Source organism: Legionella bozemanae (assembly GCF_900450575.1).
Lineage (GTDB): Bacteria > Pseudomonadota > Gammaproteobacteria > Legionellales > Legionellaceae > Legionella > Legionella bozemanae.
This window is the reverse complement of the sequence record NZ_UGGY01000001.1, coordinates 2122534-2136604: the sequence shown is the minus strand read 5'-3', so window position 1 is coordinate 2136604 and position 14071 is coordinate 2122534. Positions and strand designations below refer to the sequence as shown.

The window sequence follows — 14071 nt, the reverse complement described above, 5'->3', positions numbered from 1 at the left end:
GAAAACTATGCATTTTTTTCGAGCAATTCATTGGCCACAAGATTAAATAATGAGCGATCGGATTTTTCTGAAGACAATGAGTTTTTTACCCTATTTAAATGGGAAATCATTTTCGTAGGTTGCTCTGGATCATTGAAAAAAAGATCAATATAACGGGTCAATTCATGAGCATTGCAATCATATTGTAAAAACTCAGGGATAATCATTCTATTCGCTAAAAGATTGCATAGACCAAAAAATTTGACTTTGATAAATTTCATTGCCAACACATAGGAAAGAAAGGAAGATCTGTAAATAATACACATCGGTTTTTCTAATAGAGCACACTCAAGAGAGGCAGTTCCTGATGCAACGATAACAAAATTTGCGGCGGCCATGCAGTGTACTGCTTGGCCTTGTACAAAGCTAACAGGTAAATTTAGGTTAGAAAAATAATGTTTGATTTTTTCTGGATTAATTGTATCTGCAATGGGAATTACAAAGTGTAAATTGGGATAACGTTGCTGCAAAATTAGAGCGGTGTCGCGCAACACCGGCATATGATATTTTATTTCGTTAACACGACTTCCGGGAAGAAGGGCAAAAATGTTTGCCTCCTGAGGAAGGCCCAACGCTTTGCGTTGTGATTGGCAATCATCAACAGATGTTATTTTTTCTACTAAAGGATGACCAACAAAACTCACTGGAACTTGAGCTTTCTCATATATAATTTTTTCAAAAGGCAAAATAACTGCCATTTGGTCAATACATTTTTTGATAAGATGAATGCGATTTGCTTTCCAGGCCCAAATTTGGGGGCTGATGTAATACAGAATCTTAATTCCTAGTTTTTGCTTTGCATATTTTGCCAGTCTTAAATTAAAACCCGGATAATCTACTAAAATGAGTAGATCCGGCTTTTGCTGATTTAAATGTTTTTTAATTGCCAAAAAAGCCTTGCGGATTACATTAAGGTTGCGGATAACTGCTGTAAGTCCAGTGACACCAAAGCGAGCTAAGTCAGTAATTATTTGGGCTCCAGCTTCCTGCATGTGTCTGCCGCCAATTCCACTAATTTCGATATTTGAATAGGCAGCTTTTAATTGGCGAATCAGAACGGATGCATGAACATCGCCAGATTCCTCACCTGCAATAATAACAATAGACTTTTTTCCAAATTCTACTTCGGTGGAAAATTGCTTCGTCGATGCGGTGCTCGAATCTTCATGTACCGGCGTGTATACTCCGGTTCTGTGCTCCGCTTTGCCTCGCACTTTCCTCACTGCAGCGAGTTTGGAAAAAAGTCTAATGCGTTTAGAGTCTTGCATGATGTTCAATTAAGTTATTCTGGATAAGCGAAGTTATTGTTTCTGCAACATCAAGTGCGTGGAGACCATCTTCACCGGTTACAAGTGGAGTACTGTCTTGCTGGATGCATTTGATGAATGATTTTATTTCTTCAAATAATGCATCACCTTGCTCATATTCTTTTTCTTCTCGAACAATATCGGGAATTCCAGGAAACATTTCTCCAGTCCCTTTTTTAAATACAGCAAGTTTTTTGCTCTGATAGTCAATTGAAAGATAGGAGTTCTTTTGGAATATCCTGGCCTTGCGCTCTGTTTTAAAACTGACGCGGCTGGCCGTAAGATTAGCCACGCACCCATTGGCAAATGTAATTCGAGCATTTGCTATATCAATCGCTTTGGTAAGTATCGGTGTGCCTTGAGCAAGGATTGAGACGATAGGGCTTTTTACCATATTTTGAATTAAATCAATATCATGGATCATGACATCAAGAATTACGTTAACATCAGCGCCACGTGGTTTAAATGGAGCTAAACGTTCTGATTCAATAAATAAAGGTGTTTCTAAATATTCATCCAAAGCCAACCGTGCTGAATTAAAACGCTCAAGATGTCCAACTTGTATTTTTACTTGGTGTTTTTTAGCAAGTTGAATTAATTCTTTTGCTTGAGCTACAGTCTCAGTAATTGGTTTTTCAATTAAAACATGGATGCCTTGCTCTAAAAAAGCTTTGGCGATTTCAAAGTGTTTGTTCGTTGTTGCAGCAATACTCACTGCGTCAACTTTGTCAAATAAGCCATGGTAGTCATTATAGCCAGGAACATGCAATTCCTGTGATACTGTTTCCAACACAGTGGGATTCAGATCGCAAATCCCAATTAACTCTGCATTTGGAAGAAGTTGATATTTTTGTGCATGAAATTTACCTAAATAACCTACACCGATGACTGCACAACGAATTTTACTCATTATCTTCATATGTCAATTATTTGTGCGCATGATCGCATTTCTTGGATGATAAATCAATTTTAAAAGAGTATTATTAGCCAACGTTAATGCCCAATGACTATACTGATTAAAGAAAGAGAAGAATATTATGCTTATAGCTGGCGTAGATGAAGTAGGACGTGGTCCTTTGGCAGGTGCAGTGGTAACTGCAGCAGTTATTTTAAAAGATCCCATAGAGGGTCTTGCTGACTCGAAAAAATTGAGCGCAAAAAAACGCGAATTATTATCCGAGCAAATAAAGGAGCAGGCTATTGCTTATGCATATGGCAGGGCAGAGGTAGATGAAATTGATATCTTAAATATCCATCATGCAACTTTGCTCGCGATGCAGCGTGCAGTTGAAGCGCTACCCATCAAGCCGGATCGTGTATTAGTGGATGGTATATACATGCCAAAATTGAGTATTCCTTGCAATGCAATTGCACAAGGTGATAATTTAATCCCCGAAATTAGTGCCGCTTCAATTCTTGCAAAAGTGTTCCGAGATGCAGAAATGGTAGCGCTTGATGTGATTTATCCCGGCTATGGGTTTGCAGAACATAAAGGATATGCGACAGTTGCTCATCGAGAAGCATTAAGTCGACTTGGGCCTTGTGCCATTCATCGTCGAAGTTATGAACGAGTAGCAGAATTTTTTTAAATTTTTTTAAATAATGTAGCCTGGGTGCAGCGGAGCGGACCCTGGGCGTTTTAGCACAGCATACCATATCGGGATCCGCTGCGCTCAGGCTACAAAATACCAGGGCCACAATGTGCTCACATTACAATCAATTTAAGCTATTAAATAAAATTTTATGGGAACTAATAGACATCAAGATCCCGAAGCTCGCTAAAAAGGTAACCATTGCAGTGCCTCCATAGCTGACTAAAGGCAAGGGAATGCCCACAACCGGAATAATTCCCATGACCATCCCAATATTGACAAAGCCGGACATAAAAAAGGACATAGCAAGGCTTGCGGCTAAGAGGCGGGTATATGTCGTTTGGGCATTAGATGCGATGTTTAGACCTCTTAGAGAAGTCAAAACAATAAGGGCAATAATGGCAAATCCACCTGCGAAGCCAAACTCTTCACTTGTTACTGCAAAGATAAAGTCTGTAGCATGTTCGGGTAAAAAGTTAAGATGAGACTGGCTCCCTTGTAACCAACCTTTTCCAGCAAGTCCACCTGAGCCAATGGCAATCTTGGATTGGATAATATGATATCCAGCTCCAAGTGGGTCTTGTTCTGGATCAAGCAGCATATAAACACGTTGTTTTTGATAATCATGCATGACATGCCAGACTACTGGAATGGCAGAGCCTATTAGAAGTATGAGCAACAAAATAACTTTAAAACGAATTCCAGCTAAAAATACAACACATAGTCCAGCAGCAGCCACCATAATCGCAGTACCTAAATCGGGTTGTTTTGCAATAAGCAGCGCGGGAACGCAGATAATGAGTCCTGCAACAGTAAGAGATTTACAGCTGCTAGGGCGAGCTTGCCGATCAAAATACCATGCAGCCATCATTGGGACAGCCAATTTCATGATTTCAGAGGGTTGAAAGCGAAATAAACCCAATTCAAGCCAGCGTTGTGCTCCTTTCCCAATTTTCCCCATAAGCATCACGGCAATTAATAAAGTCAACCCTACGCTATATATCCACGGAGTCCATATTTTATATTTATGAGGAGGGATAAAACCGAGCACAATCATAATGAGGGATGCAAAAATGAGTCTCATGGATTGGCGCAAAATCATACTTGTATTCGCATTGGAGGCGCTGTACAAAATCAAAAGGCCAAAACTGATCAATAAAAGAAGTAACCCCAATAAGGGAAAGTCCAAATGGAGTGATTTTGTAGTAAACCGATAAACGGGTTTAGTGTGTCGTCTGTTCATGAGATTTCATCGGATAAAGTTGATAGTATGTATCAAGCACTTTACGTGCAACAGTGGAAGCAGCAACATCATTCTCTACAACAACAGCCAGTGCAATTTCAGGTTTTTCAACCGGAGTAAATGCAATGAACAATGAGTTATCCCGTAATGCTTCGGGGATGTCTTCATATTTTACTTTTTCATATTGTCTGCCGCTAAATACTTGTGCTGTACCAGTTTTTCCAGCAACTGGATAAGGGGGGTTGCGCCCAAATCGATAACCTGTTCCCTCGTTGCTGGTTAAAACGTTGTGCATTGCATCTGCAACGATGTCCCAGTTTGCTTCATCTTTAAGGTAAATTGGATACTCCTCAACTGGTTTGTATCGTTTGATTTCACCACTGTCACTGTTTACAGTTTTCGTTAATAAATGAGGCCTAAACCGCTGTCCATGTTGGCTTAACGAGGCTGTGGCATTTGCCATTTGTAATGGCGTAGCAAGCATAAAACCTTGTCCAATAGAAGTAATTAAGGTATCACCAGGATACCAAGAAACTCCCTTAGTTTGTTTTTTCCATCGTAAGCTAGGTACAATACCTGCAGCTTCTTCATAAAGATCGATATGGCTTAAATGGCCCAGACCAAATTTTACGAGCATATCTTCAATATTGGAAATACCCATTTTATTTCCCAGTTGATAAAAATAAGTATCACAGGAAACAGTGATTGCTCTTTTAAAATTAATCATTCCATGGCCTGTTTTTTTCCAATCCCTATAGATGTGGCTGGCAGTAGGCAGTTTATATCGACCCGGATCGTAAATAGTGGTTGCAGGGGTGATAAACCCTTTATCTAAACCTGCTAGACCAACAAATGGTTTAATTGTTGATGCAGGAGGATATACACCTCGTACTGCTCGATTAAATAACGGTCTTTGTAAGGTATTTGACAATTTTTTGTATTCCTTAGTACTTACGCCACCGACAAAAATATTGGGATCAAAACTTGGAGAGCTCACCATAGCTAAGATTTCGCCATTTTTAGAGTTAATCACGACAACTGCGCCTCGTTTGTCTTTGAGTGCTTCATATGCTGCTTGTTGAAGTCTGACATCAATACTTAAATAAAGTTTTGCTCCTGAATGAGGATTAATTTTATCAATGACTCTTAGAGTGCGCCCACTGACGTCGGTTTCTACCATTTGGTATCCAACTTTACCATGAAGCACATCCTCATAATATTTCTCAACACCTGCTTTGCCAATAAAGTTTGTTGCACGATAATTAGTTGGATCTACTGCCCTTAATTCCTCAACATTGATTCGACCAACATAACCCAGAACATGAGCTGTGATCTCACCTAAAGGATAATGGCGCATCAAACGCGCTTTAATACTAACGCCGGGAAAATGATATTGATTGATGGCAAAAAGTGCCACCTCCTCTTGAGTTAATTTTAATTTAACAGGTATGGGTACAAAAGAGCGGTTTTGCTTTCGCGTACGTTTGAAATTTTTGATATCTTCTTCTGTAATCGAAGGAATTAATTTTTGTAATTCAGCTAATGTTTGCTCCATGTTTTTAACATGTTCAGGGATAATTTCCAGTACGTAAACAGGAATGTTTTCTGCAAGCAATACACCGTTCCTATCAAGAATTACTCCTCTGGGTGGAGCAATGGGAATAATACTCATTTGATTTTTTAAAGAGAGGGTTTGATATTTTTTAAATTCGGAAATTTGCAAAAATGCCAGTCTTAAAACAAGGATTAAAGATAAAATAATAAGGAAAGCCACCAGCAGATTAATTCTAAAGAGTTGATGCTGGGATTCTGACCGGTAATTTTTAAAAGATTGATTTCGACTCATTGACGCACAGTCAGTTAAGCTGGACTCAAAAACCTGCATAGTAACTTAAAATTGCATGCTTTACTATAGGTTTTAGTTCTTACAGTATTAGACCTCTTGAAACTCGCCACAGAGGACAACTGTATTGTTGGGTGATGCAAGAGAACGGAAGCATAAGGCTCTCCGTCCCTTACCTCTCCTCGATTTAGATAGTGATCGTCTTAAGCTTTAGGAGGTTTTAAGAGTCCCACCAGGGCATCAAACTCTTCATCTATCTCTGATTTAATGGAAGCGCTCATAAATTTTCTAACGGATGGGCAATTTCCTTTTATTTGACCTCCTACACGGTTAGCATCAAAGAATGAGCAGTTACCTTCTTTTCTGTTTTTCCTAAAAGCGACCTGATGTGCGTCGCCGGTATTTTGATGATAAGAAATTATGGCAACATCGGAGTTATCCATAAATTTTTCAAAAGTATCAGGATTAGTAAGTGTTTCAGCTTTTACTTCAAGATCTTCATGTTCTAAGCCTTCAAAAGCTGAGTGTCGTCCATCTTTGCCTTCACTATCAAGTTTGTATTGATGATTTTCAGTTTCAACAGCATCCTTATAAATTTCATGATCAGGTTTTTGTAACCATTCGTCCTCTTTCCCTTTCAGTGACATTTCAACATATTTATTTGTAAGTGGTTTACAAAGACCTACATAAAAACCATCAGCGTATTTATCAAGCAATGCTTTTTGGGTGGTAAAACGCTGATACATGGAATTTTTTGTAAAAAAGCGGGAACGCATTAAAACCTCCTATTAAATTTTGTAGGAATTATATGATAAATTGTGTTTTTTTTAAACATTTAGGTTTTACTAAAATCTCATCTTTGATTAATGAGATCGTCACAGAAATCTTACGTATCTTATACACAATGATCCTGCAGATAAACTATATCAAAAAATATTTGTGTTCAATTTTAGAATAAAATAATCAAAAGTTTTACATAATTAAGGGTTGCTTAATATTTGAACAGTACAATAAGCCTTGTAAGTTTTATTTTTTACAACAAGGGGGAAAATATGAAGGGCAAATATAATGCAGAAGATTTCATTTCTGATTTCGACGAATATGGATTCCATCCAACCCATGAGGACCAACAGGGCCAGGATGAACCTAGTATTGTTGAAGAGGAGCAAACTAGTATCGTTGTTGAAGAGGAACAATCTTACAGAAAAAGTGAAGCAGAGGATTTTATCTCCGATTTCGATGAATATGGATTCCACCCGACCTATGATGCTCAAAAGAGCGAGGATGAATATTCTATAGCTGAAGAAGTTGAAGTCACTGAAGTGGTTGAGGAAAATCAGGAGTTCGACTTTCAAGACCAATCTGATGAAGAATACGGTTCAGTTCAGTATAGCACAGAAAATGATAATTTCGGCGAAATGGGATATCAGTTTTCTGAGTCAGATTGTCGACGTGCAGAAGATGATATCGAACCTGTCCCCACTGACATTCTTAAAGAACAATATTCATTACTCGGTGCGGTTTCTCAATTTCTGTTCGGTAATGAAAAATCAAAAGAAGAATATAATTGCCCTCGAAGGGAAAAATTAGCTCATAGAACTGAAGGTTGCAGTACTCCAGTGAGTGCAGTTAATAAATCACTTGATGAGCAAGGAATTCCTTTGACCAAACAGGAGCTCAATGCTTTTAGTGCTCAATTGGAATCCCAGAAGAAATTTGAGGGCTCCACGAAGGATAAAATAAAGGATCTTGTTCATGAAAAGCAAATCATAGAAACACTAAAAAAGACTGCAGATAAAAAAAGAAAGGAAGGCGATTTATTAAAAGAGAACGGATTAATGGATAAAGATAAGGCTGAAATGCTGAGGAAGGATATTTCGGTAGCAGAAGCTGGATCCCTCATGCACAGTATCTTTCGATTTTTAAAATCGCCAATGAATGGTGCAAGTGTTTCAGAAGACACTTTAGGATCAGGAGCACTTCTATCACAGATGTATGATGATATTGAAAGAGAAATGAATGGCGAGGAAGTTGAAGAAAAAGAAAGAGACTATATTCCTAAATAAAGGGACACCTAACTCGATTAACTGATTTACCGAGCAGCGTTGTAGACGTAGCTCGGTAATTATCAATATGTTCTAAATCTTACTCCTTTAGACAATCTATATAAATAACTCAATTCACTGAAAGCCAATCCATAATCCATTATATGCAGGAGTAGAAAAGGTTGATCACTAGCAAATGGTCCTATTTTTAATTTTTATAAAAAGTCATTCTTACTTGTTCCAATTTTAATATCAATTTAATATTTCCTCGGTTAGTTAATTTTCATTACATGATGTATTTTTCTTAATTAAATAGAAATGCATAAATAGTCTATTAATAAGTCCTTCAACGAGTTGGGTATCAAAGGGTGAGATATGGGTAAACCAGTTCATGTTGTAATAATAGGTGGTGGGATTTCGGGATTGACTTTGGCTAATTTATTAGTTCATGGGAATAAAAGAGTTAAATTTCATGTAACCATATTAGAATCCCGACCCTATTCTTCTAATCAAGAAAGTATCGGTGGAGGTATAGGTATTTGGCCGTCAAGTCAATTGGTATTGAAGAATATGCCAAACTACCAAAATTTTATTGAACAAAATGGGTTTCCTATGCCATTCCCTAGTTATCGGGATTCTAATGGAAGGATATTGGCAAGAGCTAATGAAGATTTTGGAGACCGATTTCCTGTTCAATGTTTAAACCGCGATGATTTAATAAATATGCTGCTAGCCGGTTTAAAAAATAGAGAGGATGTTGAAATTATTACATCACAAAAAATTAACGGATACAAAAGACATAATGATAAAATTGTAGTTAATATTGATGGTAATAAATCATGTAAAGGTGATTTACTCATCGCTTGTGATGGCATTCATTCAAAAATCAGAAATTGTCTCATGTCTGAGTTAGGACTCCCACCAGTCCTCGAGACCGATCTGGGTTATACTTATTTTCGCGCAAATACTGAGATCCCTGTAGATTCCAAACATAAATGGTGGTCAGCATCATTCGAAACATGGGGAACTTACAAATCTAAAAAGTATGGAAACCATGAAATTCGATTTGGTTATGTTCCGCTAAAACCACCAAATGTCTTTTGGTTTATCGCCATTAAAACGCAAGAAAATCACAAATATTTATCGCCAATTAATGGTGTTAAAGTAACTGACGAAGACACTAAGAAGTTTCTAATGGATTTGGTTCGTTCATGGAAACCAATTCATACAGATTCTGGAGATGTTGTAGTTAATTATGAAGAGTTAATTCATCTAACAAATAAAATAATAAGAACTGACATTGCCAAAATTAAAGGGGTTGAAAAATTTCCTTGGACATCACAAGACAATCGGGTTGTGCTAATGGGGGATTCAGCTCATGCTACTGCACCGAATATTGCTCAGGGAGCTGGCTTGTGTATAGAAGATGCAGCTTGTTTGGCATCCAAGCTGAACCGAGTTGATTATTTACAAGGTATATCGGAGTATGAGCGAGAACGAAAACCAAATGCTAAAAGAGTTCAAAATGTCGCGGACTTAGTTGCGACAGTAGGACAAGTTAAAAATCCATTACTTAGAATGCTAAGAAATGGCATAATGCGTACAGCTACTACTTTAGTGCCTTCGCTGCAACGACGCATATTTGAATATTCGGTATCTTTCAGTTTAGGTGGCTCAACAAAGTCACTATATTGGCAAGTACCTAGATTATCGATCACGGATGATTCGTTATCTTCTTTATTCGGTAGACTTTTCCCTACTTCCAGTTTACTTGATGCGCATGTAAAAGAATTTAAAACTTCTAGTGTCGGGGGTAGTGGTTTAGGTGTTGTTACAGTAGAAAAACCTACATCTTTTGCAAAGATACTCGGAACTTTTGCAGGTTTTCCCAGTGATATGAATCAACAACCCTTTTACGCAGAGGTCATCAATTTATCTAAAGATGTACAACGTTGGAACAGAATATTTGGCTACAACACGCCACAACAGAAAACATATTCAACCACACATTCGCTATATTGCGGATTTAACCGACAAATGTATTTAAGTGAAGGTGTGGGTGGTTTTCTGGACAATGCTATTCGATTTATCTATAAAGTAACGCTTCAATCCGATAAGTCGCTAAAATATGAATCCCAAGGTATAACCTTTTTTGATTCATTCAAAATCCCATTACCCTCTTTTTTATTACCAAAATCAGAGTGGAGCGAAAAACCAACAAAACATGGATGGGAATTTGATGGCAAAGTAACTTTTCCTATGATAGGCACCTTATTGCATTATTATGGCCATTTTAAAATTGATAAGAGGAACATGGTAAGAAATAGAAGGATCATTATAGCAGGTGGCTCTGGAATGATTGGGAAAGAAGTGTGTTTGGAGTTTATCAAAAAAGGGTATGACGTATATTGCTTAAGTCGTTCTGTGAATACTCAAATAAATATTGAAGGAGTCAAAGTCAGATGCATTGATGAAGATTGGTCAGAGCTAATTGATAAAAATACAATTATATTAAATTTAAGTGGAGCAAATCCTGGTGCTAAAAGATGGAGCTCTTCGGTAAAATCAGATATAGCAGAATCACGCTTTCAAGTAATTGATACAATAATTCGTAATATAGAAAGAGCCTCCGAAAAACCTTTAAAGTATCTACAAGCTTCAGCAGCTGGATTTTATGGTGATGCCGGCAATGCAATTTTGACTGAAGAAAGCGAATCAGTCGTCGGTGGTGAACCCGGAACAAAATTCAGAGTAGAAGTCTGTAAGGAAATTGAAAAAAGAGCAAAGAGAGCGAATTGTGATGTGGTTAATTTAAGAATTGGACATGTTTTATCTAATACTGGTGGTCTTTTACCCTATTATAGACGATCTGCTTTTTTCAATGCAGGCAGGTTTGGTTCTGGTCATCAATTTGTACCTTTTGTACATGTTCGGGATCTTGCGAAAGCTATTGAATTTATTGCGAGCAACAACAACATTATTGATGGCGCAATAAATATCACTGCTCCGCAGCCGTGTAGTAATTCTGAAATGTTGAACGAGTTGCGATTGATTAAGTGGGGACCGGGAGTACCAATTCCGGAATCAGCTTTAAAATTAATAATCGGTGAATCATCTGTGGTATTAACGGATTCCGAACGAGTACAGCCGAAGAGGTTACTCGATAGCGGATTCAAATTTGATTATAATACCATAAGTGAATCCCTACATGGATTGCAGTAGAAACCTTGGAGACTCCAGTTTGCATCGCTTATGTCACACCTATTTACTAAATTTCTCCCCGTATCCGGAATTTCTACTTGTGATAGGGATGATTATTAATAATAGACCAGGCTCTGTATAAAGTTTCTAACAAAATAATGCGGACTAGGGGGTGGGGTAGAGTGAGTTTTGATAAAGACCAACGTTCATTACATAATTTAAGTATTTCTGGAGAAAGACCTTCGGGTCCACCGATTATAAAGCAGAGATGGCTGCTTGTTTGTTGTAATTGAGATATTTTAAGCGCTAATTCTTCGCTGCTAAATGCTTTGCCTTCAATATCCAGAGCAATAATTCGTGCGTTATTGGGTAAAGCATCTTTGATAAGCGCAGATTCCTTTTCTAATATTCGCAATAAATCTGATGATTTACCTCGGCGAATCAATGGTATTTCAATGAGTTTGAGTTGAACACCATCATTTAAGCGTTTGGCATACTCATTAGCCCCTTGGTTAACCCAGTCGGGCATTTTATTGCCTAAAGTAATGATGGTGATTTTTAACATAATGATTTAATAAAAGTATTTAATCTTTGATCGGCTCTTCCCACAGGCCTTCCAGATTATAATATTGCCTGTATTCAGGCTGCATGACATGAATGATAAAGTCACTAAAGTCAATAAGCACCCAGTCGCCGGTTTCCAGTCCTGTACAATTCATGGCAGGAGAGCCAGCAGATTTCATATCTTCCATTATTTTTTGTGAAATTGCTTTAACATGCCGAGAAGAACGTCCTGAAGCAATAATCATATAATCAGTAATTGTCGTCTGTTTTCGAACATCAATTACTTTAACATCAATAGCTTGATTGTCATCAAGCAACTGCAACAGTTTAGTTAACATTGGGTTTTGATTTGACATAAATGAGACTAATTATTTATAAAAAGCGCCGAATGATAGCAGTATTTTCCCTATTTAAAAAGAGCTGAATGAACCTGCGCAACTCAATTACAGGTAAAATCGCTGGTTAATACAAAAAAATATTTATTAATCATAAGCTTATTTTATTTTTTGTAACGTTTCAATAAGTCGGGGCAAAAAGCACAGCCTACTTTCTGCGGCTTGTCCGCAGAATCCAGGAGTTTCGCTCTGTGCCTGGATCTCTGGATCCTGCGGACAAGCCGTAGGACGTAGAGGAAAAATGCAATTTGCCCCGACTTATTGAGACGTTACATTTTTTTGCATTAAGAGTGTAGGGATTCTCTATTTTGAGGTAGATGAAACAAAATGGTGCCTAAGCTCCATTTTGTTTCAATTTCAAAGATGATGACTCAGTTGAATGCGTATGAGTTAATAAGAATTTGATTACTGCAAATAAGACCAGGCAGCATAAAGCAGCAATAAATAGTATTCCTAATTGTTGAGTGAATGCTGCAGCATAAAGAGTTTTTAATACTGCAATATTTGTTTCGCCCGAAGGAATAGCTGTTAATGAAGCCAGTTTGCCTGATAAAAATCCGCCAATTCCCAGAGAAACAAAAAAGATACCCATCAGGGTGCTCACTTTGTTTTTGTCTGCAAGAAGTGTAATTGCAGATAATCCTACTGGAGATAATAGAAGCTCAGCCAATGAAAACATTAAATAAGCTGGGATAATTAAAAGAGGTGAGAGTAATGCATTCTTGTCAGTGAAGTTGCTGACTAAAGCAATAACAGCATAAGCTGCTGTGGTAATAAATATAGCAAGCAGAAATTTTTTTCCAATACTTAATCCACGCTCCACCAAGTTAAGTTTGGGATTTTTCTTGGCGAGAAAGTAACCAATAATCAGCATTCCTACGCTTTGAATCGTTACATAATAAGGCGCTGGGAAATGAATACCACAAAATGTTGGCTCAACAACTCGTGAAATAAATAGAGTCAATGACATAAACATTTGAAAATAGAAAGACCAGAATACTACTGAAATAATACACAATAAACCAATCACAAGAGTTTGACGTGATTGATTGGCATCTTCCTTGCTGACTGAATATAAGATATAAGCTGCTGAGAACAATACAACCAGTCCAAATATAAGATTGGCTAATTGAGGTGAATTTAAAATATAAAATGATAAGGACCACAGGAATACCATTAAGAAAATGGCGGTAACGATTTTTTTATATTGAAAAACAAAAGGATTGTAGTCTTTAATGTTGTATTTTTTGATACCATGCAAAAAAACGAGGAAAGCTATGATCATCCCAATTGCAGCACTGGTGAAAGAGGCAACCCATCCAAAATACTCGTTTAATATACTTGGTAGTGTGGTTCCTAAAATAATACCTGTAGTAATTCCCATATAAAAAATAGTAAAACCACTCTCACGACGAGCAGATCCCGTAAGATATTCATTTCCTAAAAGGGAGGAAATATTCGGCTTCAATAGTCCCGTTCCTACGGCAATTGCTGCAAGAGATGCTGTAAGTACAGTAGTGTTATCGACTGATGATAAGATACAATAGCTCACAAAGAGTACAACTGCACCGAGTAAAACAGCGCGTTTTTGCCCTATTAATTTATCTGCAATCCAGCCTCCTACCACAGGGGAAAGGTAGGTCAAGGCAGTAAATGAGCCAACTAATGCATAAACTTGCTTATCCGGCCATTTGAAATGCAAAGCTAAATAAAGTGCTAAAAGAGATTGAACTACATAAAAACCATATCGTTCCCACATTTCAGTTGCAAAAAAAATACGGAGTGACTTTGGGTGTTTTTCAGAGTTGGCGTGCACTTTATTTAAATATGTGAGTTTAGGGT

At 37.5% G+C, this 14071-nt stretch carries 11 protein-coding genes; 3 read left to right on the top strand and 8 right to left on the bottom strand.

The window, feature by feature from the left end; translation table 11 throughout:
* Nucleotides 1–5: 5 nt before the first annotated feature.
* Nucleotides 6–1307, bottom strand: a complete 1302-nt coding sequence (gene lpxB, locus DY223_RS09310; protein ID WP_235810531.1) for a lipid-A-disaccharide synthase — start codon at nucleotides 1305–1307, stop codon at nucleotides 6–8.
* Nucleotides 1294–2256 carry a Gfo/Idh/MocA family protein gene (locus tag DY223_RS09305; protein WP_058459744.1) on the bottom strand — a complete coding sequence of 321 codons (963 nt, stop codon included), beginning with the start codon at nucleotides 2254–2256 and terminating at the stop codon, nucleotides 1294–1296. The genes lpxB and DY223_RS09305 overlap by 14 nt, the downstream gene beginning before the upstream one ends.
* A 127-nt stretch (nucleotides 2257–2383) precedes the next feature.
* Here DY223_RS09305 and rnhB point away from each other — a divergent pair, with 127 nt between their 5' ends.
* Nucleotides 2384–2935: a ribonuclease HII gene (rnhB, locus tag DY223_RS09300; protein WP_058459745.1), complete on the top strand. Its 552-nt coding sequence runs from the start codon at nucleotides 2384–2386 to the stop codon at nucleotides 2933–2935.
* Between the two features lie 127 nt (nucleotides 2936–3062).
* On the opposite strand, the gene rodA is transcribed toward rnhB, so the two are convergent.
* The 3 genes from rodA to DY223_RS09285 all read right to left on the bottom strand — a co-directional run bounded on the left by rodA (nucleotide 3063) and on the right by DY223_RS09285 (nucleotide 6800).
* On the bottom strand, nucleotides 3063–4181 hold the full coding sequence (rodA, locus tag DY223_RS09295) for a rod shape-determining protein RodA (RefSeq protein ID WP_058459746.1): 1119 nt from the start codon (nucleotides 4179–4181) through the stop codon (nucleotides 3063–3065).
* The gene (mrdA, locus tag DY223_RS09290; protein ID WP_058459747.1) at nucleotides 4162–6027 is read right to left on the bottom strand and encodes a penicillin-binding protein 2; all 1866 of its coding nucleotides are present in this window, start codon (nucleotides 6025–6027) and stop codon (nucleotides 4162–4164) included. The genes rodA and mrdA overlap by 20 nt, the downstream gene beginning before the upstream one ends.
* A gap of 200 nt (nucleotides 6028–6227) precedes the next feature.
* A complete protein-coding gene (locus tag DY223_RS09285; RefSeq protein ID WP_058459748.1) occupies nucleotides 6228–6800 on the bottom strand; it encodes a hypothetical protein in 573 nt (190 codons plus the stop codon).
* 222 nt (nucleotides 6801–7022) lie between these two features.
* Here DY223_RS09285 and DY223_RS09280 point away from each other — a divergent pair, with 222 nt between their 5' ends.
* Nucleotides 7023–8090 (top strand): hypothetical protein, encoded by a 1068-nt coding sequence (locus DY223_RS09280; protein ID WP_131744460.1) that lies wholly within the window; start codon nucleotides 7023–7025, stop codon nucleotides 8088–8090.
* Nucleotides 8091–8444: 354 nt separating this feature from the next.
* Nucleotides 8445–11291 carry a TIGR01777 family oxidoreductase gene (locus DY223_RS09275; RefSeq protein WP_058459750.1) on the top strand — a complete coding sequence of 949 codons (2847 nt, stop codon included), beginning with the start codon at nucleotides 8445–8447 and terminating at the stop codon, nucleotides 11289–11291.
* A gap of 73 nt (nucleotides 11292–11364) precedes the next feature.
* Here DY223_RS09275 and rlmH read toward each other — a convergent pair whose 3' ends face one another.
* The 3 genes from rlmH to DY223_RS09260 form a co-directional block, all read right to left on the bottom strand.
* Nucleotides 11365–11835, bottom strand: a complete 471-nt coding sequence (gene rlmH / locus DY223_RS09270; protein WP_058459751.1) for a 23S rRNA (pseudouridine(1915)-N(3))-methyltransferase RlmH — start codon at nucleotides 11833–11835, stop codon at nucleotides 11365–11367.
* A gap of 19 nt (nucleotides 11836–11854) precedes the next feature.
* Complete coding sequence (gene rsfS, locus DY223_RS09265) at nucleotides 11855–12190, bottom strand: ribosome silencing factor (RefSeq protein WP_058459752.1); 336 nt, start codon at nucleotides 12188–12190, stop codon at nucleotides 11855–11857.
* A gap of 373 nt (nucleotides 12191–12563) precedes the next feature.
* Nucleotides 12564–14045 carry a peptide MFS transporter gene (locus tag DY223_RS09260; protein ID WP_082642463.1) on the bottom strand — a complete coding sequence of 494 codons (1482 nt, stop codon included), beginning with the start codon at nucleotides 14043–14045 and terminating at the stop codon, nucleotides 12564–12566.
* Nucleotides 14046–14071: the final 26 nt, after the last annotated feature.

Excerpts from the sequence above, each read along its gene's own strand:
- lpxB (WP_235810531.1), bottom strand. The coding sequence starts at position 1,307 with ATGCAAGACTCTAAACGCATTAGACTTTTTTCCAAACTCGCTGCAGTG.
- DY223_RS09305 (WP_058459744.1), bottom strand. The coding sequence starts at position 2,256 with ATGAGTAAAATTCGTTGTGCAGTCATCGGTGTAGGTTATTTAGGTAAA.
- rnhB (WP_058459745.1), top strand. The coding sequence starts at position 2,384 with ATGCTTATAGCTGGCGTAGATGAAGTAGGACGTGGTCCTTTGGCAGGT.
- rodA (WP_058459746.1), bottom strand. The coding sequence starts at position 4,181 with ATGAACAGACGACACACTAAACCCGTTTATCGGTTTACTACAAAATCA.
- mrdA (WP_058459747.1), bottom strand. The coding sequence starts at position 6,027 with ATGAGTCGAAATCAATCTTTTAAAAATTACCGGTCAGAATCCCAGCAT.
- DY223_RS09285 (WP_058459748.1), bottom strand. The coding sequence starts at position 6,800 with ATGCGTTCCCGCTTTTTTACAAAAAATTCCATGTATCAGCGTTTTACC.
- DY223_RS09275 (WP_058459750.1), top strand. The coding sequence starts at position 8,445 with ATGGGTAAACCAGTTCATGTTGTAATAATAGGTGGTGGGATTTCGGGA.
- rlmH (WP_058459751.1), bottom strand. The coding sequence starts at position 11,835 with ATGTTAAAAATCACCATCATTACTTTAGGCAATAAAATGCCCGACTGG.
- rsfS (WP_058459752.1), bottom strand. The coding sequence starts at position 12,190 with ATGTCAAATCAAAACCCAATGTTAACTAAACTGTTGCAGTTGCTTGAT.